This is a genomic window from Finegoldia sp. BIOML-A1 (assembly GCF_009678325.1).
GTDB classification, from domain to species: domain Bacteria; phylum Bacillota; class Clostridia; order Tissierellales; family Peptoniphilaceae; genus Finegoldia; species Finegoldia magna.
In genome coordinates, this window is sequence record NZ_WKZF01000005.1 from 1 (window position 1) to 24,370 (window position 24,370).

The following is a 24,370-nucleotide window of genomic DNA, read 5'->3' on the forward strand; positions in this document are numbered from 1 at the left end:
TTTTCTTGGCATTTTAAAATCCTCCTGATTACTATTATATCAGGAGGCTTCTATACACAAACTATTTCACAGTCTCTGAAGATAGGATTAAAACAAAATTAAACGGAATGTCCCCTGTTATGTACAGATTACATTCCGCTTAAAATATTATTAAATTATTCCGTGTTTACGGGTTCAGCTCACGCAGGTCTTTTTTTTAGATTAATTTTCATTCAAAGGTGTAGAAAATTCATATAAATGTTCTGGTGATATATCTATATCATCATTCCGAACAACAGTCCCGCATTCTACCTTAGCTTTTGAAAAAAATACAGGATTATTTAATTTAGTATAAATATTTTTCTCTAAAAGAGGTCTGGCATCGTAAATTTTTGTGCTACCATCTGCAAATAATAAAATTAGAGTATAATCATTTTTTGCCTGTACCGATTTTACTACCCAATTAGGATCTTTCATATCAATTATTTTCTCTTTTTTGTTTGTTCAATAATAAATACGCCAACACTATTATTCCCACAGAGAATAAAATCGTCATTCTTTCGTCTTTATTTCCCGATTCTGGGAGTTTTTCATCGACGTGTTCCTTCTTTTCTACCACAAGGGATTTCTTAGACAAATCACTTTGTGACAATACTACATCGAACTCACGCACTTGCCCTTCTTTTAAAATAACTCCTCCGACTCCGTTTTCAGTCAATCTATCTTCGTTATTTACAGTAAGAACGTAGTTTCCCGGAAACAAATTGTCGAATACTGCTTTTCCTTCTTTATTTGTGTACTGGAATGCATACATATCTGTTCTTCTATCTTTTAATGAAACCAGAACTTTCTCTTGTGGTTTGTCGGCTTTTTTCACGTTGATAATAAGTGCTGATTCGAACTCTTTTTTGATTTGTTCGTCTATTTGTGAACTATAAATAGATTCTTCAGAATTTGAATTAATCTCAATGTCATTGATTTTGAAATTGTCATGTCTTTCAAAATACTCACTCATTTTGTCCACGTACACCTGATATTTTCCAGGATCTTCTACTTCAAAATACGCATAACCAAACATATCGGTTTTTGACAAGTATTCTTTTGTATCCGATTGCAATCTGACATCTATTTCTTTCAGGGCAATTGCGTATTTGTCGGTAATTCTATAAGTTATTTTGTATTTCTTGTCCTTGTCCTCTCTTGTCTTGGCAATCAAAGTTTTGGAATTATCGGTGTTGTTTTCAAGTAACACTTTTTGTTCATCGAAGAAAAATCCCGACGGAGCAGACACTACCTTCACGGAATGTTCTGATGGTGCAAGCTTATAAAATTGTGCTTCTCCTTTTTCGTCTGTCTGATTTTCTCGAGATTTGCCAGTCTGAAGATCAGTTACTATTATCTCAACTTTTGGTATTGGTTTGCTTTTTTTGTCTAATACGGTGATTTTTAATATAGCATTATCCTCATCCATCGCTTGTTTTACTGCAAATGATAAGTTAGTTTTAAAGTTTTGCATAATTTTCTTGCTAACACTATCATTTTGTCCTCTATTTGGATTGATTATATTGTCTATTTTATCTATTTCCGATGCTGTGGCGATTTGAGGTATCATAACTATCACCACTAAAACGAATAGTAGTTTTTTCAAAATTTTCATAACACTTCTCCTATTTAATAATATATCACAAAAGAAGCGTTTTTTCCCAATTTTAGCCAAAAAAATCGCACGATATTATCGTGCGACTTTTTCACTCTATTTGATCAATTCTTTTACAACTGATTCACTTATTGAGTTTTTTCCACCAAATACATTAACTTTTCCAAATTTTGATTCTTTGAAAGCTTGTTTTGTAGCTTCTGGAATTTCATTTGCTTCTGCTAATAATATTGGGCAATCAATGGAGCCTATTACTAAGCTGTCTGCTGCTGTTGTTCCGTTTGCGATGTTAACTTCTTTACTGTCTTTGAAGCCGTGTTCATAAATCTTCTTAGCAGTGTCGTAACGGTTTGCTCCGGCAATTCTTGTAGCGTTTGGTAGTTTGTTTGCTACTTCTTTGGAGATTGTTAATTCTCCACCCACTACTAATACTTCTTCCATTTGTTTCAATACTTCTTTTACTTCTTCTGGTATTTTATTTTTTTGTCCTAGAAGTATTGGCATGTTGTTTTTGTTTGCTAATGGAGCTACTGTTAATGCATCTGCAAAGTTTTCTCCACTTGCCACTACAGCTTTTTTAGTTCCTGTTAGTTTGATTACTTCTTGTGCAATCTTAGCACTTGTTTCATAACGATTAGCTCCTGCTATTGTTCTAACGTTGTATTGTGATAGGCCGATTTTTGTTTTATCTACTGATTTTTCTCCACCTATTACGATTACATTCTTAGCACCTAATCTCTTGATTTCTTGTGCTACTACTGAATCTAATTGATCTTTTTTAACTAACAAGATTGGTGCTTTTAATTGTTTTGATAATGCTGATGCTGATAAGCTGTCTGCAAATTTTTCGTAGTTTGCTACAATTACTGTATTAGCTGATTCGTAGTATTTCTTGGATACTTCTACTGCTGTTTCAATTCTGCTTCTTCCTGCCACTCTTTCTGTTTTAATTTCTTTTTCATCTGGGAATTCAACTTGATTTGATTTGTATTCTATAGCAAGTGGTTTTATTCCAAGAGAATGAACACCTGTTATTTTAACAATATTATCTTTTTGTTCAAATGTTAATTTTTCTTTAGTATTGTCTTTGTTGATGAAATAAACATCTGCTACTTCTTTTCCTGCTGGAAGTTTTCTTAAAATAGTGAAATCTCCGTCTGCATACTTAGATTTTTCGCAGTTTTGTCTCATACTATTGATTAATACCAAATCCAATACCATTGCTTCTTTACCTTTAAGCATTGGGTAATTATTATTATCTAAATGATAAGCTAATAAACTTAATTGTTTAAAGTCAGCACCAGTTATGGTTGTATTTCCTGGTCTACAAGTTACTTGTCCATTAACTTTTCCTTGTTTTGCATCGATTAATTTAATATCTTGGATTCCATTACAAGATGAATGATCGAATAAAAGCTTATTGCCTTCTGTTCCCCATTCAGTTTTATCTTTAACAACTAATGGGAATGTGTCTATAACATATTTGTCATCAAGTGATCTCAAATTATATGTTACATCTTCATACAATCTTACTTTAATTACACCTTTGTTATCAGATGTTACTTCAAAAGTATCAAATTCACTTGAGAATCTAATTTTTGTATTTGGTACAATTTGACCTTTGTTAATTAATCTTAAATTAAATTGATGTTTACCATCAGTTCCATTAGTCAAATTTGCCAACATTCTTTCGACATCCGTTTTAAGTCCTTCGAATGGAGTTTTCTTAGTTACAACTAATTTATCTTGAAGCATATTTTTCTTGAAGTTATATGCATATTCGTTGTTTTTATATGCTTGAATATATTGGTTAAACATCTTATAATCTTTTGATATTAATTGGATGAAATATGAATTATGTTCATACAAATCCAATGCTGGTAATTGATTATTTTCGTTTAATTTGAATTCACCTTCGTATCTTTGTTTACTTGAGTTAAACAATTTGAATACAAGATCATTTTTGTTTGCACCTTCAGGTAATTCAACATTAATTGGTTTTGTTTTGATTTTTACTGTGGATACATTACATGATGATTGTGGTTCTTCTTCTGCTTCTGGTTTTCCTGGACAAGTTGGACAATCAGTATTGTCGTCTAATCCTGGTAATTCATTGTCTTTACCATCGTATCTCTTCAAGAATACTGCTTTTAATTTGTGGTCTTTACCTTGTTCAGGATATCTATCGTCAACCATTGGCCAATATAAACCATCATCTGGAGATTTTGCTAATTTGAATTCGATAGGTTTTTCCATGTAGTATTCATCATCTTTACCTTCCATGGAAATCTTGTATGTTTTATCCATCATAACATCCATGTTCAAGAAAAGACCTTCTTTTGATCTAATTTGAACATTATTTGGATTACCAACTTCTTCTATTCTGAATTTAATATCTTTGTTAACATGTTTTTGACCATGAATAACATAAATTCTTGATAAATATGAGCCTTGGAAAACATCAATTCTATCTAGTTTATTTCCTTGTTCATCTAAAAGAGTCTTACCGTCTTTTGTTTGAATTCTAATTCCATCTGATTTGTATGGATGTTGTATTGAAGCATCTAATTTGATTGTATACATTGTATCTTTGTATAAATCTAAATCAAGTCTACCATCTTTTGCTTCAACTGTTTCTTCTTGGTGAGCACCAACTAAGCTAAACAAAACAGTTTTTTCATTTAGTTTTCTTTTAGCTGTTGTATCATATACATCAATAGAAATATTTGATCTTTCTTTGTTCTTAGGTTCATTACCAATTAAGCTTTGACGTTCAACTACTATGATTTTTTCAATTTTTTCGCCAGTTTGTTTAGTTTGAATGTCGTAACTTTTAGCTACTGATTTGTTATCAGTTTTGAACCAAATATAGTTGAAATATTTGTGTGGAACTTTTCCGTTTGTTAAAGTTAAAAATTCTGTAAGTTCTGCTAATCCCAATTTCATTCTACTTCCAACTGGAGCTTTAACTCCTTTTAGATATCCATCTTTTGTATAGTAATCATGCATATCCTTGTTTTCTTTGTTGAAAGTATGGAAATGTAAGTTATCTTCAACAGGTTTTCCATCTTCATATTCTACTTTAATGTCTTGAATAGTTGTAATTTCTCTATTTTTTAATTCTTTTTCTTCAGGTTTTGTATTTTCTAATACCAAAGATTTTAAAACAACTGGCTTACCTGATCCATCAGATGCTTTGATTTCTTTACCATCAAATTTGATATGTGCTGGTTTTTTATCTGCAGTAAATAGATTTGTTATTTTATATTTATCATTATTAACGATAGATACATCGTACATAGTATCTTTGTCTTCCAATTGTGATAAATCTAAAATGCCATCTTTGCTTTTGATGTTTTTAGTGTATACATCTTCACCAAATGGCCATGCATCGACAAATTTAAATTCAATTTCTTCAGTTATTTTTTTATTAGTTTTTGAATCTAATATTTCTAATTTGTAATCATTGTCAACTGTAGGCTTAGTTTCTGGTTTTGTATTTTCTAATACCAATGATTTTAAAACGGCTGGTTTACCTGATCCATCAGATGCTTGAATTTCTTTACCATTAAATTTAATATTTGCTGGTTTTCCATCTGCAGTTAAAAGATTTGTTATTTTATATTTATCATTATTAACTATAGATACGTCGTACATAGCATCTTTGTCTTCGATTTTTGACAAATCTAAAATACCGTCTTTGCTTTTTATGTTTTGAGGATATTCTTCATCTTCATCCCAAGTATCGACAAATTTGAATTCAATTTCTTCAGTTATCTTTTTATTAGTTTTTGAATCTAATATTTCTAATTGATAATCCTTGTTATTTTCAGCTGGAGTTTCTTCAGTATTTTTTTCTGGTCTCTTGTATCCTTCAATTATTATTGAATGATTTCCTCTAGACATATATCCTTCTTCTTGAATTACTTGTACTTCTGTGTTTTCTTTATTGGTAGCAATATCCATTTCGTCTGGATTTTCAGAAGCATATTTTAATTTTAGCTTGTTGTCTTTAGGAAATGAAACCTTAGCTTGAAAGAAATTATTAGGATCTTTTAATTTTATTCCTGAGAAGTCTAAGTATCCATCTTTTGATGTAAGTACTGGAGATATTCCGTTAAAGTTGTCAGTAAATAAAAATTCGATTGGTTCTGTAATCAAATATCCTTGTTCATCAAGAACTTTAACTTCCATCGGACTAACTTTCTTAATTCTAATCTTATCTAATTTCTTTTCAGATTTATCAGAACTTCCATTATCAATCAATATGTGTGAATTATTATAAATATAACTAAAATTTCCTTGAAAATCTAAAAGATCATAATTTTTAATATCATTTTTGTTTTTTAGTTCAACTTTCAATTCAGTGTTTTTTGGTAAATTGGATAAATCAATCTTACCCTTTTCAGTTTTCACACTATAATCTTTATTAGCATTTAAATCTTTAAAAACAATTTCTACTTTTTCGTTAAATGCATCTCCCTTTTCATCTACTACAGATATTATTTTATTGTCTTCAGTCTCATTTGCTGTTGCAAACGATATAGCTGGTGCAACAATAGATAGTACCATGTTAAATACTAATAGTAATGATAATATCTGCTTTGCTATTCTCTTACTAATTTTATTATTCATTATTCCTCCTAAAATATATAGTCTTAATTATTTTAACATTAATAAGTACTTTTTTATATCAATCATTTATTATGATTTTAAATAAATAGCCCTAAATACTCTAAAATTTTGTTTGATAAAATGATACGTTTGTTAAATGACTATGATTTTTAAGCATTTATACGCATTTTTTATTTATTTGATTTTTCTATAAATAACTCCGTTTTGGCACAAAAAAAATCGCACGATATTATCGTGCGATTTTTTCACTCTATTTGATCAATTCTTTTACAACTGATTCACTTATTGAGTTTTCTCCACCAAATACATTAACTTTTTCAAATTTTGCTTCTTCAAAAGCTTGTTTTGTAGCTTCTGGAATTTCATTTGCTTCTGCTAATAATATTGGGCAATCAATGGAGCCTATTACTAAGCTGTCTGCAAAGTTTGTTCCGTTTGCGATGTTAACTTCTTTACTGTCTTTGAAGCCGTGTTCGTAAATCTTCTTAGCAGTGTCGTAACGGTTTGCTCCTGCAATTCTTGTAGGGTTTGGTAGTTTGTTTTCTACTTCTTTGGAGATTGTCTTTTCTCCACCTACAATTATTACTTTGTCGATTTGTTTCAATACTTCTTGTGTTGCTTTTGGTATGTTGTTTTGTTGTACAAGTAGTATTGGCATGTTGTTTTTGTTTGCTAGTGGTGCTACTGTTAATGCATCTGCAAAGTTTTCTCCACTTGCCACTACAGCTTTTTTAGTTCCTGTTAGTTTGATTACTTCTTGTGCAATCTTAGCACTTGTTTCATAACGATTAGCTCCTGCTATTGTTCTAACGTTGTATTGTGATAGGCCGATTTTTGTTTTATCTACTGATTTTTCTCCACCTATTACGATTACATTCTTAGCTCCAAGTCTCTTGATTTCTTGTGCTACTACTGAATCTAATTGATCTTTTTGTACAAGAAGGATCGGTGCTTTTAATGCTTTCGATAATGCTGATGCTGATAAGCTGTCTGCAAATTTTTCGTAGTTTGCTATGATTACTGTATCAGCTGATTCGTAGTATTTCTTGGAAACTTCTACTGCTGTTTCAATTCTGCTTCTTCCTGCCACTCTTTCTGTTTTAATTTCTTTTTCGTCTGGAGTTGTAGTATTTTCCTTAATCTTAGCTATTTCATCTTTGATTTCTTTAGCTAACTTGTCAACTTCTTCTTGAGTTGCATCTTCTTTCTTAGCTAATTCTTCAGCTTTTTTGATCAAATCTTGTAATGCTTTTTCTTGTTGTTCATTAAGTTTATTTTCTTCTTTCTTATTTAACAATTCTTCAGCATTTGTTTTTTGATTTTGAAGTTCTTTAGTATCAGCTTTTTCAACTTCTTTTTCTTTAATTGTAGCTAATGAGTCTTTGATTTCTTTAGCTAATGTGTCAACTTCTTCTTGAGTTGCATCTTCTTTCTTAACTAAATCTTCAGCTTTTTTGATCAAATCTTGCAATGCTTTTTCTTGTTGTTCATCAAGAACGTATTTATCTTTCTTCTTCAACAATTCTTCTGCATCTTCTTTTTGACCGATGAGTTGTGTTTTATTAGCTTTTTCAATTTCTTTTTCTTTAATATTTGCTAATGCTTCTGTTAATTTGTTGTTGATTTCATCAACCTTTTCTTGTGGTTGTTGTTCATTAATAACAGCTTTTGCTTCTTCGATTAATTTGTTAATTTCAGCTATTTGTTCTTCTGTAACAGCGTATTTTTCAGAAACTTCTACAATTGATTTTGCTTTAAGAATATTGTCTAATAAATCTTTTGTATCAACTGGATCTACTGCATTAGGATCTTTTCTGTTGATTACAACTTCTTCAATTGCTTCATTTCCAGCATCGTCGTATGCTTTGATTTGGAATTTGTTTTCGCCAATTTCCAATGGAACTTCTATTTCAAATCCCCCAGAAATTCCTTCTTCAATTTCGAAATTATCCCAAGTTTTGTCAATTCTTGTTAGCATTGATTCGTTAAGATACATTTCGAAGTATGTCATATTTTCATGACCTTTTACTTTGATTGTAGCCATTGGAGATTTTTCATCTTCACGTACTACAGTGTATTCAATTGTTGGAGCTTCGAAGTCTTTTCTGATTCTTCTGATTATAGTATCTTCGATGCTGTCTCCTCTAACGTTTAATCCTTCAGCTTTGATTTGTAATTCGTAAACATATCCGTCAGCTAAGTTAGAAATATCTAATTCATGGTCGAATGAGTAACTGCTGTCTCCTTCTTTGTTGAATTTGATTTCTTGAGCTTTTGTTCCTTCAACTTGTTTACCATCTCTAGTTATAGTTAATGTTAACTTGTCTAATTGATCTACTTTTGTAACATTACCTTTAACGTTAATCTTCTTGTAAGCTTCTGGGTCTTTTTCGTCTTCGTATTTACCAAATGCTTGATAGTAATCTGGGCTATCTACTCTGATTACAGGCATTGTGTAAACTGTTTGATCTTTTTCTTGTGGTTGTTCTGGTTGTGGTTCTTCTGGTTTTTCTTCACCTTTTATAACAACTGGAATCCAGTAATATGTTTCCATATCGCCAATCTTAACAGATACTCTAATTCCAAATTCACCAGGATTTTCTGTAGTTTTAACATTATTTTCCAATATTCTAACTTCTGCATCTTTTGGTAATCCAACGATGTGTTCTTTGATTTGTTCTAATTCTGGAATTGGATCATTTACTTTCAATTCTATTGGTTTGATTTCAATTTTAGAAGCTATTCCTGTATCTATATCCATTCCTTGAACATTTCTGGAGTTATCCCAAGCGTAAATGCTTAAGTTAGCCAAGTCAAATCCATCAGCTATTTTGAATGTATAAGAGTAATCTCTTACTATTCCAACATTACTGAATTGTTCGTCTTTTCTAACTTCTTGTTCGTACCATTCACCAGTTTTTGTGTTTTCGTATCCTACGCTAAATACACCTGCTCTGTCGTCTTTTGCAGTTACAGTTATTGTTCTGTTTTCTTTGTCGTATTTGTAGCTTAGTTTTGGTGCTTGGTTATCTAACAATATGTTGTATTGATATTTTTGTTCTTTAGCATCTTTGTAATCAACGTGTCCTGTGATTTGATAGATGTATTGTCCTTCTTCAACTGGATTTCCGTTTTGATCTTTGAAATCCCAAGCTGCTCCACCAGGAATGTATTCAAAGTTGTATCTACCATTGTCTTTGTACAATCCATTAACTTTTAGAAGAATTGGGTCGATGAATAAGTTTCTCAATGTTTTTCCATCTTTATCCAAGATGTCGTATTTTACATCAAGAGCGTTTCTCATGATTGTGATTACTGGAGAAACTTCAACATTCATTCCTTCTTGTTTGTTGGAGTTAACGAATACTGTTGGTTTGCCGTCGACATTCCAAGCGTTCCAGTAGTTCCATCCACCTTTTTCTTGTCTTCTCATAAATCCTGATTTGTCTACTCCACCATTAGGATATTCTATTGGCTTGTAGTTTACATCTTTACTGAAATCAGGCATGTTGTCCAAGAATTGTGGTTGTGACCAATCTCCCTTAAATCCTGTATAAGGAACTGAAAGTGTAGGATTAGTTTCTGATTCGAACATTACATATCCTTGTGCAAATTGATTCTTATCAATTCCTTTTGTAGATATTGTTGCTTTGTATTCAACTTCACTGTTAGCTTTTACTGTAACTTGTGGTAATGTTTTTTCTTCTGCAACGGATGAATGTTCTGTGTATCTTCCATCTTTAACTTCATCTTTTAATGAGATGTATTTTGGTGTAAATGTGATGTCTTTTTTAGAGTAGTTCTTTAATTTGAATGTAGCGTTGAATTGATCTCCAACTTCTCCAAGTTCTAATTTACCATCTTCTTTTGTATCTTTTCCACCTGTAGCTGTTACAGTTACATTTGTCTTAACAACATTTTCAAGGTTAACAAGACCTGCACCTTGTTGTTTTGGTGTGTACAATGAAGCACCTTCTACTTCTGTGTCTTTTACAGGAGTTGCTGTGTTCATCATAACCAATACTGTCAAGTATTCTTGGATTGGGTCTGGTTTTCCATCAGCAGTTCTCTTCAACCAACCATCTTTGTACAATCTTTGCATTACTAATGCACTTGCACCTGCAACTTGTGGAGTTGCCATTGATGTACCACTCATCATAGTGTATTTATCTTCGTTAATTGTTGAGTAGATTTGTCCACCAACACCTGCGATGTCTGGTTTCAATCTCAAATCAGGAGTAATTCCCCAAGATGAGAATTCACTCATTTGTCCACCCTTATCATTCTTAACAGATTTTACTTCTGTAATGTTGATTTTTTGTTGTTGGTTTTCATCTAATAGTTTTATTAATTGTTGTCCAGCTTCATTACTAATGAATACTGAAGGGAATTCCTTATTTTCCATTCCAGACATAAATGATAAGTTGTTGCCATCAGGAGTATTATAAATTATAATACCTGCTGCACCTTTTGATTTTGCAAGGTTTGCTTTATCATTAAATGAAGCTGCCCCTCTTTGTGCAAGAACGATTTTACCAGTTACATCTTGTCCGTTGTATTGTTCTTCAGTATTTCCTAAACCAACGTGAACGTATTCACGCATTCCTGTAGTTGTTTTTTCGTCTGCGCCTTCTGCAGTACCTGTTGAGATTGCAATATCTTTTCCTTCAACTAAGACATTTCTTCCTTTAAGGCTTGTGTTTTCCATTGATGCTACAGAATATGATGGATCTGCAACTGCAGGGTGTCCTGTAGTACCAAAGTCAGGGTTAATAGCTAAGTTTGTCTTGCCTTCTCCGCCCCAGTTTGTAACACGGTCATTGCCCATGGCAACTGCACATACAACGCCGGCAGCTTTAGCTTTATTGAATGCTTCGTTTGTAGGAGATACTCCTTCTCTACTGTAACCTGAACCCATTCCCAAACTCATGTTCAATACATCTGCACCAAGTTTGATGGAATCGTCAATCGCTTTCAACCATACTTCTTCGTAAACTGTAGATACTAATGCATCGTTGCTGAATACCTTCATCGCTAATAATTGTGCGTTTGGTGCTACTCCCTTTACTCCTTCATTTTCTGCATCACCATTTGCAGCAACTATACCAGCTACGTGCATTCCGTGGAATCCACCGATACCAGAATCTCTGATTTCTTGGGATTCATCAGCATAGTTGTATCCATAAGGAACCTTCTTGCTGTGCCATTTACCTTTTAATTGGTTTTCTTTGATAACTTTGTTTACTTCAGCTTCACTGTTATATCTTGATTTAATATCAGAAGATAATTTCATGTCTTTGTGAGATGGATCGACACCTGTGTCTATGATACTAACTAACATTCCTTGTCCTGAGAAATCGTATTGATCCCACAAAGTATTAGCCTTAATCATTCCTGGAGCTGAAGCCAAGTTTGGAGATGCTCCTCCTTTTGGTCTTTCAGCCTTCATTTGAGTTGTAACCTTTTTAACTCCTGGTTGTTTTCTCAATTTGTCGATGTCTTTTGCTTTAACTTTGGCTGAGAAACCTGTGATAACTGCAGAAAATTCTTCATCTTTGTCTACTTTAACGTTTTCTTTTTTCAACTTAGATTCGATTTTGGATGCAGTTTTCCTAACATCTGTTTCAGATGCCCTTACAGCCTTTGAGAATCTCGCACTTCTTACGTTTGGTTCTCTTTCGATAGCAGCTTTGTCACTAGTTTCTACGATAACTTTGACTTCTTCATCTGCCTTCACGCCTTGTTCTTGAAGTTTAGCATATGTAGTGCTATCTGTTTGATTAGTTGCAAATGTTGTTGCAGTTGGTAATACCAATGAAAACAATAACACACTAGCTAAAAACTTTTTGGAATATGGTTTCATATTTCCCTCCTACTTTTTTATATGCAAAAACGGCAAAATAATTGCTTTTTGCTCATAAGATAATTTTACTTAACAAAAACATAAATGTCAAACTAATTTTGAAATTCGTATTTTATAAATATACTTCTATCGTTTTCATCAAAATAAAGATAATAATCCACGCATTTTGCAAATTAAGTAGTTTTGTTTGGACAAATTACTGATAACATTTATTGTTCATTGTTTTTTTATTATTTAATTGAATAATAATGTGTAAAACGTGCCCTTTTGTTACATTATTTTTCAAAAATATTTTTTCAAATAAATTTTATTATTAAATCTGTTACCATAAATTTTTCAGAATTTGTTACTATCAACCACCACACAAATACTCTATAATATATGAGAGGAGGATTAAATGAACACTAGAAAAATTACTACAACTGCGATTTTCATCGCGCTTACGGCTTTTTTCACGATGGTAATCAAAATCCCAGTGTCACCTGCGATGGGTTATGTTAATCTTGGAGACTTCATTATATTATTATCCACTGTCGCATTCGGACCAGTTATAGGAATGATTTCCGCTGCGTTTGGCTCAAGTTTAGCGGATTTGCTGCTTGGTTATGCAGCGTTTGCACCATTTACATTCGTTGTCAAAGGTTTGATGGCACTTGTAATGGGATTGTTCTTGAAAAAAGTCAACAATCAAAAAACATCTACAGTTCTAACTGCGGGAATTATCTGTGAATTGGTGATGGTTGTTGGATATTACTTCACATCTGTAATTCTTTACGGAAACAAGACGGCAATCGCTACAATTCTTCCAAACTCAGTCCAAGCTGCTGTGAATTTTGTGATATTCGCACTTATTTGGAAGAGATTTTTAAAAATAACTGAATCTATATTGAAAGACTAGAGAGTATTTTATGAAGAAATTGCTAATACCATTTTCTTATTTAGCACAAATTATTGTATTAATCGGACTGATATTTTTTGATGGATTCGGTCAACAAGGTTTTGTTTTGTTGTGTTTGATTCCGTTCGCTATTTTGAATTTGGCTTTAAGAAATCAAATATCCAACAAAAATCTCAGACTAATTCACGTTATAATCAATGTTATATCAATTTTCGCGTTTGCGATTTTAATGATATTTTCATTTGTTTTCCCAGTTTCAAACAAATAAATTATTCTACAAACCAAAAAACACAGCCTGTCACTAATAGTGATAAGCTGTGTTTTGTTTTTTGTTGAATACGAAAAGTATAGCATGAGCTAGAATAATTCCACACACTACATCGATAATGCTGTGTTGTTTTACAAGCATTGTGCTTATGCAAATTCCCGCATCCCACAATAAGAATAAAACCTTCGATTTTCCTTTATTTTTCAATATTCTTCGAAACTGATTGTCAATTATCACGGTTGTAGATACGTGAATGCTTGGACACACGTTATTTGGTGGGTCTATCTTGTGAATTCCCTTTATTATCCACGAACAAATATCATTTCCAGTGATATCAGTTACTCTGATGTTAAGTGCTGTCGGATATATCATATAAATTATCAGTGATATGAACATCGCAGAAAACATCGGGATAATTATGTCGTACATATTATCGTATGATTTTCTCTTCAAAAGGTAGACAAATGGTATCACTAACATCAAAAACCACGACGAGTACATAAGTATCGCTGGTTTATAAAAAGGAATGTAGTCGTCTAGTTTCGAATATACTATGTGATAATTTCTATTGGCTATTTTTTCCATTGCAAAAAACCACACCAAATACACTGCGTAGACTTCAAGTATGAATTTGAGTGGATTTTGATCGTAAATTCGTTTAATGTTTTTCATTTTAATAAAAGTTTCTTCTTTGATATCCTCTTGTAATCGCTATAATTGGCTTGTAGTCAGTGATTTGCGATAGGATTTTGTCCTTCACAATATCCACTATTTCTTTGTCTTCCATTTCTTCATCTATATCTACTCTGATGTCAAAAATCATCTCATCGCCTTCTTTTTTAGGACAAATCCTAAAATCGTTCAATATCCATTCGTCGTTTACATCGTCGATGATTTTTGCGACAATTTCGTGTAAGTTTTGAACTTCTGGATTGTTGACTGCCAACGGATCCATGTGAATTGTGGAGTACACGCCTTTTTGTTCTATCAAATCTCTTTCAATTCTATCAACTAATGAGTGTAGTTTGATGAATTCTTCGGAACTATCCACTTCCACATCTACAGTTATGAAGATGTGACCTGGACCATAATCGTGAACTCTCAAATCGTGTGCTCCGTAAATACCGTCATATGATGTGATGAAATCGGTGATTTCACGTTCGAATTTTCTGGATGCACCCGTTCCCAAAAGTTTGTCCACAGTGTCAGTTATCATTTCAAATCCGTTTTTGATGATGATAACACCACCCAAAAGTCCGATGTATGCGTCGATATTAAGTCCTGTCAATTTGAATACTACGACAGATATAAGTACGATGGATGTGGATATGCAGTCGCTTTTTGAATCCACAGATGTTGCCATCAACAAATCAGAGTCGATTTTCTTGGAAATTTTGTAGTAGAATTTGCTAAGCCAAAACTTCGCCACAATCGCTACGATTAGAACGATCAACGAGTAAATGTTGAATGTGATGACTTCCGGATGAATAATCTTCTTGAATGATGCGACGACCAATTTAATACCGATGTAAATAACCAAAATCGTAATCAACGACGAGAAAATGTACTCCAATCGTGAATGACCGTACGGATGTTTTTCATCGGCGGGTTTTGTACTCATACTAAAGCTTAAAACCATCAAAATAATACTGAAACAATCCGATAAATTGTTGATAGCATCAGCCATTATCGCTATGGAATTAGTGAGTAATCCTATTATTAATTTAGTAGAAAATAAAAATAAGTTAATGAACAATCCCACAGCACTGCTCAAATTCCCGTATGATCTACGCGTAGTGAAGCTTTGCGTGTCCTCGTAATTCTTAACAAATTTTTGAATCAAAAAATCTATCATAAAATCCTTCCTTAAAATGTAATTATTTTATTATTATATCAGACTTTATATCAAATGTTCACAATTAACAAAATATTTACAATCTTACCGTTTCTTTTAGAATAATCAACTTATCCCCAACATTAAGCGTAACATTGCCCGTAGGAACGATTATTTCTCCGTTCTTTGATTGAATCATAACCACAAGTTCTGTGTCAATCATATCGATATCCTTTAACTTCTTGCCATTCCAGTTGTTTTTGTCGCTGATTGTGATTTCAACCAAACCGTAACCTGTCGGATCAAAATAAGATTTGCCGCCAATTACAACAGTGTCATCTGCACAAATCACAGTATCACCACGTGGAACTACAAGTTTGTTATCTCTTATAATTTTTGCAACAATTATATCGAAATGAAGCCCAATCTCGCTAACCTTTTTTCCTACAAGTTCACTGTGCTCATTTATTTTCGTTTCGATAAAACCAACATCGCTTTTAGTACTGTAGTAATTGAAAGTTTTAAGCACAGTATCGTCAGGATCAATCATATCGGTTTTCCTACAAATAATCGGAAAAAGGGATCCTTGAATTAAACAAGACAACAGGCAAATCACGAAAATTATGTGGAACAAATCCACAGATAACTTTGCGTTACTGTTGATAACCATAATCGCAAACGCAATCGCAGCCGCACCTCTGAAACCCGCCGCAGAAATTACAATAAGTTGATTCTTCTTGTAGCCAAATGGTTTCAAAAGCAAAATACTTGCCAATGGTCTTGCAATAATTGTGATAAAAACCATCACCAAGAAAGCCACAGGAACAGCCCTCACGATGCTTTTAGGATCTGCCAAAAGTCCCAGCAAAAAGAACAAACCAATCTGCATTATTCCCGAAAAACCATCGAAGAAGAACACAACCTCTTTCTTCCTATAATATTCCAAATTTCCTATCATAATTCCCAGTACATACACTGACAAGAACGCATTTCCTCCCAAATTCTTGCTAATAGCAAAAGTTAGAAGTGCGCAGGAAATAATCAGAACAGTGAACAGACCGTCTTGTGAGAAATCTATCTTAAAAATCAATTTTTCTGTTAATTTTGCCATCAAAAAACCAATCAACAGCCCAATTCCAACTTGAAGCAAAATCAGTTTGAACACAGAAGTCTTTGACCCCATCAAAATCGACAAGAAAATCATAGTCATAGTGTAAGCCGTCGGGTCGTTAGAACCACTTTCAATCTCAAGCATTGATGCAGTGGAGTATTTGAGATTCAAATTCTTGCTTCGTAAAATCGAACTCACCGAAGCAAAATCCGTGGAACCTACGACAGAACCTAAAAGCATGGATTCCACGAAACTGATTTTAAGTACAAAATAACAAAAAGCTCCCGTAAGAACAGACGTAAGCACAACCCCTGCACTTGCCATGATAACTCCCTGTGTTGTCACAGATTTTGCCATTTGCAAATTTGTACCAAAACCACCGTAGAACATAATAATCAAAAGCGCGACGCTTGAAAATTCGTCCACAAACCTGTAATTATTGAAATCTTTTCCGAAAAAATTAAACGATATTCCTAAAATAATAAACAATAGAAACGACGGAATACCATATCTATTTGAAAATTTAACAGCCAAAAGCGCCAACAAAAGCACCACTGCCACGATTAAAATATACATAAATCCTCCTTGGGAAATTGATGAATAAATTAATAACTAAATGTCAATTAACTATAGTATATCATAATCGTAAATTGATTATTTGTATAAAAAATCTATTAATTGTATGTCATTTATAGAAAATGACACAAATTTACCCTGAAAACAGCCCATTTATAAATTATTTCAATAAATAAAACTCAAATTTTCCAAAATTTTACGATATAATAAGTATATAGAATATTTTAGGAGGGATTACATAATGAAGAAATTCATTAAAGCTTTGACATTATTTGCCATGATTTTAGTATTGGCAACTGGTTGCCAAAAAGCTGCTCCTGGAGCTGATAACAAAGGTCCTGGAACTGCAAAAGACGGTAACGAACAAAAAATTGAAACTGCAAGTATGAAACTTGTAAATGCTGTCAACAAGGGTGGATATGAACTTGTATCTACAGAAGATTTGAATTCATGGATTGACCAAAAGAAAGACATGGTTATAGTGGACACTATGCCAGCTAAATCTTTTGACAAAAACAGAATTCCTGGCGCTGTAAATGCAGAATTGCCTATGAAAGCAGACGAATTAAAACCAGAACAAAAAGAAGCTTTCTTGAAAGCTTTGGGCGAAGACAAAAACAAAACTGTTGTTGTATACTGTGGTTTTGTTGGTTGTGCTAGAAGTGATGTCGGCGCAATTATCGCAAAAGAAGCTGGATTTACAAATGTATATCGTCACCCAGGCGGAATTGTTGCTTGGATGGATGCAGGATATAAAATCGAAGGTTCTGCAGCAAAATAAGATATTTAATTGGGCAATATTTCATATATTGCCTAATTTTATGTAAAAATATATAAGGGGGGATGTTTTTTGAAAAAAGCATTAAAGATTTTACTTTTATTGGTATTTGTGGTTAGTTTATCAGCATGTGCTAAGAATAACACAAAAGAAAATACTGAAACTAAGAAGGAAGAAACTGCAAAGGAAGACACTAATAAGATAGAAATCAAAAAAGAAGAAAAGAAGGAAGAAAACTTCGCAGAAAGAAAAGGAACTTTGACAACAAATGTTGATTTGTCAAAATACGATAAAGGCAAATCTGTAAAATTGTGGTTACCAATTCCACAAGATTCAGAATACCAAAAAATTTCTAACGTTAAGGTAGATTTGGATGAAGCTCACGCTAAACAACAACAAACTACTGACAAGTTAGGTAACAAAATGCTTTATGTTGAATGGGACAATGAAGCAACTGACCGTAAGGTTTCTCTATCTTTTGATGCTGAACGTAAGGAAATCAAAAGAGGAGAACTTACTGAAAAAGAAGATCAAGCTAAAAAAGACGAACTTAAAGAATTCTTGCAACCACACAGCATGATGCCTGTTGATGGTAAAGTAAAAGAACTTGCTGACAAAATCACTGAAGGCAAGACTACTGATTTGGACAAAGTAAAAGCAATTTACGATTGGACTATCGCTAATATGAACCGTGACGAATCTGTAAAAGGTTGCGGTACTGGTGAAGTTGAAAAATTATTGGATATGCCACAAGGTAAATGTACTGACATTCACTCAGTTTTCGTAGCTTTGTGTAGAGCAGCTGGCGTTCCTGCTCGTGAAATCTTCGGTGTAAGAATGAGCAAGAAAGCATCTGATGACGAAACAAAAGGTCAACACTGCTGGTCTGAATTCTACCTTCAAGGTCAAGGTTGGGTTAAAGCAGATCCAGGCGATGTTTTGAAAGCTGTTTTGAAACAAAAACTAGACAAATCTGATGAAAAAACAAAAGAACTTGCTGATTATTATTGGGGTGGAATGGATTCACTTCGTGTAGCATTGACTACAGGTCGTGATCTTACTCTTGAACCAAAACAAGACGACAAACCACTTAATAACTTCGGTTATCCATACGCAGAAGTAGAAGGAAAAGCTCTTGATTACTACAATCCAGCAGATTTTGAATACAACATCAAATTTGAAGAAGCAAAATAAATTGTAAATTTAAGTAAGAAAATCGGCTCTTAGTGAGTCGATTTTTTATTTGTAACGTAAAAAACCGGTAATCTTTTATTAGACTTACCGGTTTGTTGATTTAATTTTAGGAAATGATATATGAAATTAAGGTTATCTGTTTAAGTTAGTGAGGATGGCGTTCAGCTTTTCAATGGAGATTTTGATGTCTTCTAATCTGGATTCAACTCTTATTAGAAGAAATGCTGTCACTGAAATGGGAAAGCCGACGTTACCGACAAAACTTAAGAATTCGTCCATTTGTTATCCTTATTGTATGTTCATTGGTTTTTTATCTACAGTTATTACATCTGCTGAGACTTTTTTGTTGTAGATATCTTTTTTGCCAGTGAATGTTTTTGCTTCTAAGATTTTGTCCATTATTGTGCTGATTTCTTGTTCAGTTTTCGCACGGTCATAGTTTGTTAAGTTGATAGTCATTGTTTCATTTGAATCATTGCCTATTTTGATTTGTAAATATTCTTGCATTTAAATACCTCCTAAAGTTCTGTTTCTTCTACTACATACGCATGTTTTTCATCAGAATCTACTAATGAATTGATTGCATACGCTGCACTTTTCAAGTTTTCGTTAGTAACTGTTGATGATAAATTACTGAATGTCTTGGAACTTTTCTTTTGTGTTCCGTTTACATCATTTACTGAAGTGATTTTTAATTTTTTCATTTTCACTCCCCCTTTCATTTATACATACATTTGTAGGAGAGTTATTACTATTCTGATTTGAAAAATTTGGGTATAATGTAATTAACACAAGAAAGGTTGTGAAATTTATGAAAAGGTTATTTAAAATTCTACTTACAATTGTAATCGTCTACTTAATTGTCGGATGGACTGTTAATCATCCAGTTCAATATTTTTGTGGAAAACACAGGCTGTATTCTTTTATGCAACAGCAAGGAACTAATAAAGATAATATTTTGAAAATTTCATCAAGTTATGATTATAAATCCGGTAATCATGAATTTAATGTGATTTTCAAGGATGATCCATTGGTTGAATACAAATACAGTTATCATTTGGTTAATTTTAGATTGAAAAGTTTGCCGCATTTGTTTGAAGATACGAACAAAATCATTGTTTTTATTTACGAATACCCTACAGGAAGTCCTATCGGAAACACCTATTTCAAAAAGGCAAAATACATGAAATACACTGAAGAATGGTATTAAGAGGTGAATATGAAAAATAAACTATACAAATTTATTAAAATTGTGATCTGTATTTTCGTAATTTACAATGTTGTGTGGTGGGTTGTTGATCATCCAATTCAAAGCTATTTCGCAAACAAAAAACTTGACCAAGTCCTCACTTTACAAGGAACTGACAGATCCAACATCAAATCTATAGAAAAATATAATGATGCAAGTGAGAATACTACACGTTTTACAATATATTTCAAAGATGATCCCAATACACAATACGAGTACCGATATTTCTTGTACTCCAATGTTTATTTGAATCCTATGAAAAATAACTACAACAAGATGTTTTGTTTTGCTTATGATAAAAAATTAGAAAAAGAAAAAAACATGATAGACAATCACAACTACCTTGCAAGAAAGCCGTTTGCTGATTATATTAAGTATCAAAAATGTCTAAACACTTGGAAATAATTCTCCACAAAACAAAAGCTCATCTAATAAGATGAGCTTGTTGTTTTTATAAATTGTAGTAGCGCAACCACTGCTGATAGGATGATTGCTACGTTGTAATCCAGTTGATTTTTTCTATAAATGAAAAAATGATATAATGTAATCAAATAAGCAGGTGATTTAATGACACAAAAATCTGAAAGTTTACAAATAATGTTCATACTAACACTAATCGGCGGATTCTTGGATAGCTACAGCTACGTAACCCGTGGTGGAGTTTTCGCATTCGCACAAACAGGAAATCTCGTATTACTCTCGATTAATATTTGCTACGGGAATTTGGACAAAATAGTGCGCTACGTTATGCCGATTATTGCATTCATTTTGGGGACAACTTTGGTTAGAATATTTGAGAAAAAGCACAAATACATGAAAATCGTACATTGGAGACAAGTTATCATAGTTTTTGAAGGAATAATCCTCGCATTAGTTGGATTTATCCCAGAAAATTTGAACAAATTAGCATGTCTTCTCATATCATTCGTGTGCGCAATGCAAATCGAAGCGTTTAGAAGATTCAACGGAGTAGATTTAATGACGACAATGTGCACAGGAAATTTGAAAAAAGCAACAGACAGACTCATAGACTACTTCTACACAAAAGATAACAACCTACTCAAAGCATCATTTACGACATATTCTGCAATTTTGATATTCATACTAGGTTGTATAATCGGAACACTAACATCAATTGTCTACTCAACAAAATCAATACTCGTACTTCCTGTCATAATACTCATCGCATTCATCATAATGCACGAAACAGAAAGGAACAAAAAATGAAACAAATGAAAAACCCAAATGAAACAAATGGATACGTAATGCTTTACACAATGCAAGATAAAAGATCACTAGACGTATTAAAAAAAGAAAAAAGATTCATCAACAAATTGGAATACGCAAGTGAACATTTGGGAGACATCTATGAGTTTTTCAGAGAAAAATACACCTATTTTGTCAAACAAGCAGAACAAATCGTCTCAAAACCTGATGATGTAAAACTACCGATTTGGTGCTCAGTCAGTAACAAAAACTGCATGAAACCAGACGAAAACTCCGTAGCGTATTGCCTCAAAGTACCCTCAGAAAAAATCGTCTATCTAGATGGAGCAAAATGGGACTACGTCCTCAACAACCACTACGTACCATTAAATGAAGACGATTTGAAACAATACTACAAATATTTAAAAGATAACAAAATGCCCAACCCGTTTCTAATAGGCTCCGAAGACTATAGATATTTGTATCCTGAAGAATATAAAAAAATATATCAAAGCTACAAACGAATCTTCGACATCGATGAATGGAACATCTTCGCAGTCCAAGGAAACATCTGGGAAATCACAGAAGACATGATAGTCAAAGTATACTACCATGACGACCCAATAGATATATCAGAAGAAAATTTAATAGATTATTTGTAAAAATCTTAGACAATTAAATCTAAGATTTTTTTTGTTGATAAAATAAAAAAGCAGTTAAGCCTTATTGCTAAGAATATCATACGGAGAAAATTCAAGTTGTTTCAAATCGAAGAAACCCGGCTAAAATTTGACCGCCGAACGTAGTGAGCTTCAAATTTTAGGGTTTCGAGATTTAGAAATCACAAATTTTCGTAGTCTAGATATTCGTGCAATATGCTTAATCTGCGTGAATTTACCTATCTAAGCAATAAATATTCAAACAACAAACTTCTTCTACACAAAATCCCCCATTTCAAAACCAAGTATGTTGATAAATTACAAAAAGTAGATTACCAAAATTACATACAGATTTTCCCCATCAAATTCAACAGATTTCATCAAAAAATACCTAGTAGATTATTACAAGTAATTTTGGTTTTCTACACATCTTTATTCTTCCCTATAAAGTATTTTAATAAGCAACAAAAAAGCAGTTAAGCCTTATTGCTAAGAATATCATACGGAGAAAATTTTGTTGATTACAAATCGAAGAAACCCGGCCAAAATTTGACCGCCGAACGAAGTGAGCTTCAAATTTTAGGGTTTCGAGATTTAGAAATAACAAATTTTCGTAGTCTAGATATTCGTGCAATATGCTTAACTGCGTGAGTTTACCTATGTTAGCAAAGCAATCGTGCTTGATGATTTTTTGTTTTACACACTGAAACTACATTTGTAGATAAACAAAAAAAACAGCTAAGCATATGTGCAATATGCTTAACTGCGTGAGTTTTCCTATCTAAGTAAATCAATAACTTACTTCTTTTCTCTTTTTTTAAAAAACACAAAAAATGCACCAGTAATTATTATTAAACAAGCGATGCTTATTAAAATATGCTCGTTGTCTATGCCTGCTTTTGGCAAAGTTTGTGTACTAGCCAACATTTTCATTATGTTACTTTCTTTTTGACCGTAGCTTATGTCATATCCAATATGCATCAGAAATGTCATCACTACTACCACATATATCGTTAATTTCTTTTTCATATTCTCCCCCCATTACCCTCACACTTATTATATATTTTATATTATTATTTTTCAATATAAAATATTTTTTTAACTAGCACATTTTTGTAGGGTCGACGTATTCGTCAAATTCTTCTTCTGTTAGAATTTCCAAATCAAGGGAAGCTTGTTTAAGTGTTGTGTTGTTTTTGTGTGCGTATTTTGCGATTGTACTAGCTTTGTCGTAGCCAATTTTGGTGTTAAGGGCAGTGACTAGCATCAACGAATTGTTCAAATAATAATCGATGACTTCTCTGTTTGCTTTGAGTCCTCTTAGACAATTATCTGTAAAAGATTTTGTAGCATCTTTTATTAGTCTTACTGATTGCAACGCGTTATAAATAATCACAGGCATATACACGTTTAGTTCGTAATTTCCTTGGCTTGCTGCGACTTGAATTGTCGTGTTGTTGCCCATTATTTGTACACAAACCATAGTCAATGCTTCTGCTTGTGTTGGATTTACTTTGCCAGGCATGATTGATGAGCCCGGTTCATTTGCTGGAATTGATAATTCTCCGATTCCACACCTTGGACCACTTGCCAAAAATCTCACATCATTTGCAATTTTCATCAAATTATTAGCAAGGGCTGTGATTGCTCCATGAGTATAGCTTATTGCATCTTTTGATGTAAGTGCGTGGAATTTGTTTTCTGCAGTGACGAATTCTCCTTTTGTTTGGGCATTTATTTCATCTACTACCATTTGGTCGAATCCTTTAACTGCGTTGAGTCCTGTTCCAACGGCTGTAGCTCCAATTGCAAGTTCGTTTAACGCTTTGCTTGCTTCAATGATGTGTTGTTTGCCTTTTCTAATCATGAAAAGCCATCCCGATATTTCTTGTGACAATCTTAGAGGCACTGCATCTTGTAAATGTGTACGTCCGATTTTGATGATATCTTTATTTTCTTCCATCAATTTTTCGAAGACTTTTTCAGTGTTTTCTAATTCTTCGATTAGTTCTGAATCAATCATATGTTTAAGTGCAATGTGGATTGCAGATGGAAATGTATCGTTGGAGCTTTGGGATTTGTTCACATCATCGTTCGGATGAATGATGTTCTCCCCAATCTTTTGGTTTGCGATGTGTGCGATGACTTCGTTCACATTCATGTTGGATTGCGTTCCAGATCCAGTTTGCCACACAGCTAGTGGAAATTCGCTGTCATGTTTGTGATCCAAGATTTCATCACATGCACCCACAATCAAATCCTTCTTTTCGTCTGTAAGTTTTCCCAATTTGTTATTAGAAATCGCACACGCTTTTTTTAATCTTGTGAGCGCTTTGATGACTTCAAGTGGCATTTTTTCTGTTCCAATTTTAAAATTGTTGAAACTTCTTTGAGTTTGTGCTCCCCACAAAACATCGTCACTTACTTCGATTTCACCGATAGAATCCTTTTCAATTCTCATTT

Annotated in this window: 20 protein-coding genes; 8 read left to right on the top strand and 12 right to left on the bottom strand. The window is 33.0% G+C overall.

Annotated features, from left to right (window positions below):
- Positions 1-201 precede the first annotated feature (201 nt).
- The 4 genes from GKG00_RS05565 to GKG00_RS05580 all read right to left on the bottom strand — a co-directional run bounded on the left by GKG00_RS05565 (position 202) and on the right by GKG00_RS05580 (position 12,134).
- Positions 202-456: a DUF2442 domain-containing protein gene (locus GKG00_RS05565; RefSeq protein ID WP_154254645.1), complete on the bottom strand. Its 255-nt coding sequence runs from the start codon at positions 454-456 to the stop codon at positions 202-204.
- Between the two features lies 1 nt (position 457).
- Positions 458-1,636, bottom strand: a complete 1,179-nt coding sequence (locus tag GKG00_RS05570) for a carboxypeptidase-like regulatory domain-containing protein (RefSeq protein WP_154254646.1) — start codon at positions 1,634-1,636, stop codon at positions 458-460.
- Positions 1,637-1,732: 96 nt separating this feature from the next.
- Entirely contained in the window at positions 1,733-6,271 is a 4,539-nt protein-coding gene (locus GKG00_RS08975; RefSeq protein ID WP_241673659.1) for a cell wall-binding repeat-containing protein, read from the bottom strand.
- Between the two features lie 250 nt (positions 6,272-6,521).
- Entirely contained in the window at positions 6,522-12,134 is a 5,613-nt protein-coding gene (locus GKG00_RS05580; RefSeq protein WP_154254647.1) for a cell wall-binding repeat-containing protein, read from the bottom strand.
- A gap of 397 nt (positions 12,135-12,531) precedes the next feature.
- Between GKG00_RS05580 and GKG00_RS05585 the strand changes: the two genes are divergently transcribed.
- On the top strand, positions 12,532-13,032 hold the full coding sequence (locus GKG00_RS05585) for an ECF transporter S component (RefSeq protein WP_094206598.1): 501 nt from the start codon (positions 12,532-12,534) through the stop codon (positions 13,030-13,032).
- Between the two features lie 10 nt (positions 13,033-13,042).
- Positions 13,043-13,300: a hypothetical protein gene (locus GKG00_RS05590; protein ID WP_154254648.1), complete on the top strand. Its 258-nt coding sequence runs from the start codon at positions 13,043-13,045 to the stop codon at positions 13,298-13,300.
- Between the two features lie 33 nt (positions 13,301-13,333).
- Here GKG00_RS05590 and GKG00_RS05595 read toward each other — a convergent pair whose 3' ends face one another.
- The 3 genes from GKG00_RS05595 to GKG00_RS05605 form a co-directional block, all read right to left on the bottom strand.
- Complete coding sequence (locus GKG00_RS05595; RefSeq protein ID WP_154254649.1) at positions 13,334-13,972, bottom strand: phosphatase PAP2 family protein; 639 nt, start codon at positions 13,970-13,972, stop codon at positions 13,334-13,336.
- Position 13,973: 1 nt separating this feature from the next.
- Positions 13,974-15,155: a cation diffusion facilitator family transporter gene (locus tag GKG00_RS05600; protein WP_154254651.1), complete on the bottom strand. Its 1,182-nt coding sequence runs from the start codon at positions 15,153-15,155 to the stop codon at positions 13,974-13,976.
- A 76-nt stretch (positions 15,156-15,231) separates the two neighbouring features.
- Positions 15,232-16,821 carry a potassium/proton antiporter gene (locus GKG00_RS05605; RefSeq protein WP_154254652.1) on the bottom strand — a complete coding sequence of 530 codons (1,590 nt, stop codon included), beginning with the start codon at positions 16,819-16,821 and terminating at the stop codon, positions 15,232-15,234.
- A gap of 241 nt (positions 16,822-17,062) precedes the next feature.
- On the opposite strand from GKG00_RS05605, the gene GKG00_RS05610 reads away from it, so the two are divergent.
- Together GKG00_RS05610 and GKG00_RS05615 are read left to right on the top strand one after the other, a co-directional pair.
- A complete protein-coding gene (locus tag GKG00_RS05610) occupies positions 17,063-17,602 on the top strand; it encodes a rhodanese-like domain-containing protein (RefSeq protein ID WP_154254654.1) in 540 nt (179 codons plus the stop codon).
- A gap of 69 nt (positions 17,603-17,671) precedes the next feature.
- The gene (locus tag GKG00_RS05615) at positions 17,672-18,793 is read left to right on the top strand and encodes a transglutaminase domain-containing protein (RefSeq protein WP_154254655.1); all 1,122 of its coding nucleotides are present in this window, start codon (positions 17,672-17,674) and stop codon (positions 18,791-18,793) included.
- 132 nt (positions 18,794-18,925) lie between these two features.
- Here the strand turns inward: GKG00_RS05615 and GKG00_RS05620 are convergent, their stop codons facing one another.
- The 3 genes from GKG00_RS05620 to GKG00_RS05630 are packed head-to-tail and all read right to left on the bottom strand — an operon-like array spanning position 18,926 to position 19,497.
- Positions 18,926-19,072, bottom strand: coding sequence for a YvrJ family protein (locus tag GKG00_RS05620; RefSeq protein WP_002835918.1), 147 nt, complete (start codon positions 19,070-19,072; stop codon positions 18,926-18,928).
- Positions 19,073-19,081: 9 nt separating this feature from the next.
- The gene (locus tag GKG00_RS05625) at positions 19,082-19,300 is read right to left on the bottom strand and encodes a DUF2922 family protein (protein ID WP_094206589.1); all 219 of its coding nucleotides are present in this window, start codon (positions 19,298-19,300) and stop codon (positions 19,082-19,084) included.
- A gap of 11 nt (positions 19,301-19,311) precedes the next feature.
- The gene (locus GKG00_RS05630; protein WP_094206588.1) at positions 19,312-19,497 is read right to left on the bottom strand and encodes a hypothetical protein; all 186 of its coding nucleotides are present in this window, start codon (positions 19,495-19,497) and stop codon (positions 19,312-19,314) included.
- A 107-nt stretch (positions 19,498-19,604) separates the two neighbouring features.
- Between GKG00_RS05630 and GKG00_RS05635 the strand changes: the two genes are divergently transcribed.
- The 4 genes from GKG00_RS05635 to GKG00_RS05650 all read left to right on the top strand — a co-directional run bounded on the left by GKG00_RS05635 (position 19,605) and on the right by GKG00_RS05650 (position 21,910).
- A complete protein-coding gene (locus GKG00_RS05635; protein ID WP_094206587.1) occupies positions 19,605-20,003 on the top strand; it encodes a DUF3139 domain-containing protein in 399 nt (132 codons plus the stop codon).
- Positions 20,004-20,012: 9 nt separating this feature from the next.
- Entirely contained in the window at positions 20,013-20,447 is a 435-nt protein-coding gene (locus GKG00_RS05640; protein ID WP_094206586.1) for a DUF3139 domain-containing protein, read from the top strand.
- Between the two features lie 162 nt (positions 20,448-20,609).
- Positions 20,610-21,269: a YoaK family protein gene (locus GKG00_RS05645; protein ID WP_154254656.1), complete on the top strand. Its 660-nt coding sequence runs from the start codon at positions 20,610-20,612 to the stop codon at positions 21,267-21,269.
- Complete coding sequence (locus GKG00_RS05650) at positions 21,266-21,910, top strand: DUF3841 domain-containing protein (protein WP_154254657.1); 645 nt, start codon at positions 21,266-21,268, stop codon at positions 21,908-21,910. Before GKG00_RS05645 ends, GKG00_RS05650 begins: the two co-directional genes overlap by 4 nt.
- 795 nt (positions 21,911-22,705) lie before the next feature.
- On the opposite strand, the gene GKG00_RS05655 is transcribed toward GKG00_RS05650, so the two are convergent.
- On the bottom strand, positions 22,706-22,936 hold the full coding sequence (locus GKG00_RS05655) for an LPXTG cell wall anchor domain-containing protein (protein WP_241673568.1): 231 nt from the start codon (positions 22,934-22,936) through the stop codon (positions 22,706-22,708).
- A 73-nt stretch (positions 22,937-23,009) separates the two neighbouring features.
- Positions 23,010-24,368: a class II fumarate hydratase gene (fumC, locus tag GKG00_RS05660; protein ID WP_154254658.1), complete on the bottom strand. Its 1,359-nt coding sequence runs from the start codon at positions 24,366-24,368 to the stop codon at positions 23,010-23,012.
- Positions 24,369-24,370 lie beyond the last annotated feature (2 nt).

Coding starts and splice junctions, on each gene's coding strand:
- GKG00_RS05565 (WP_154254645.1), bottom strand. CDS start 456: ATGAAAGATCCTAATTGGGTAGTAAAATCGGTACAGGCAAAAAATGAT.
- GKG00_RS05585 (WP_094206598.1), top strand. CDS start 12,532: ATGAACACTAGAAAAATTACTACAACTGCGATTTTCATCGCGCTTACG.
- GKG00_RS05635 (WP_094206587.1), top strand. CDS start 19,605: ATGAAAAGGTTATTTAAAATTCTACTTACAATTGTAATCGTCTACTTA.
- GKG00_RS05625 (WP_094206589.1), bottom strand. CDS start 19,300: ATGCAAGAATATTTACAAATCAAAATAGGCAATGATTCAAATGAAACA.
- GKG00_RS05595 (WP_154254649.1), bottom strand. CDS start 13,972: ATGAAAAACATTAAACGAATTTACGATCAAAATCCACTCAAATTCATA.
- GKG00_RS05605 (WP_154254652.1), bottom strand. CDS start 16,821: ATGTATATTTTAATCGTGGCAGTGGTGCTTTTGTTGGCGCTTTTGGCT.
- GKG00_RS05645 (WP_154254656.1), top strand. CDS start 20,610: ATGACACAAAAATCTGAAAGTTTACAAATAATGTTCATACTAACACTA.
- GKG00_RS05650 (WP_154254657.1), top strand. CDS start 21,266: ATGAAACAAATGAAAAACCCAAATGAAACAAATGGATACGTAATGCTT.
- GKG00_RS05655 (WP_241673568.1), bottom strand. CDS start 22,936: ATGAAAAAGAAATTAACGATATATGTGGTAGTAGTGATGACATTTCTG.
- GKG00_RS05610 (WP_154254654.1), top strand. CDS start 17,063: ATGAAGAAATTCATTAAAGCTTTGACATTATTTGCCATGATTTTAGTA.
- GKG00_RS05600 (WP_154254651.1), bottom strand. CDS start 15,155: ATGATAGATTTTTTGATTCAAAAATTTGTTAAGAATTACGAGGACACG.
- GKG00_RS05640 (WP_094206586.1), top strand. CDS start 20,013: ATGAAAAATAAACTATACAAATTTATTAAAATTGTGATCTGTATTTTC.
- fumC (WP_154254658.1), bottom strand. CDS start 24,368: ATGAGAATTGAAAAGGATTCTATCGGTGAAATCGAAGTAAGTGACGAT.
- GKG00_RS05620 (WP_002835918.1), bottom strand. CDS start 19,072: ATGGACGAATTCTTAAGTTTTGTCGGTAACGTCGGCTTTCCCATTTCA.
- GKG00_RS05570 (WP_154254646.1), bottom strand. CDS start 1,636: ATGAAAATTTTGAAAAAACTACTATTCGTTTTAGTGGTGATAGTTATG.
- GKG00_RS05630 (WP_094206588.1), bottom strand. CDS start 19,497: ATGAAAAAATTAAAAATCACTTCAGTAAATGATGTAAACGGAACACAA.
- GKG00_RS05580 (WP_154254647.1), bottom strand. CDS start 12,134: ATGAAACCATATTCCAAAAAGTTTTTAGCTAGTGTGTTATTGTTTTCA.
- GKG00_RS05590 (WP_154254648.1), top strand. CDS start 13,043: ATGAAGAAATTGCTAATACCATTTTCTTATTTAGCACAAATTATTGTA.
- GKG00_RS08975 (WP_241673659.1), bottom strand. CDS start 6,271: ATGAATAATAAAATTAGTAAGAGAATAGCAAAGCAGATATTATCATTA.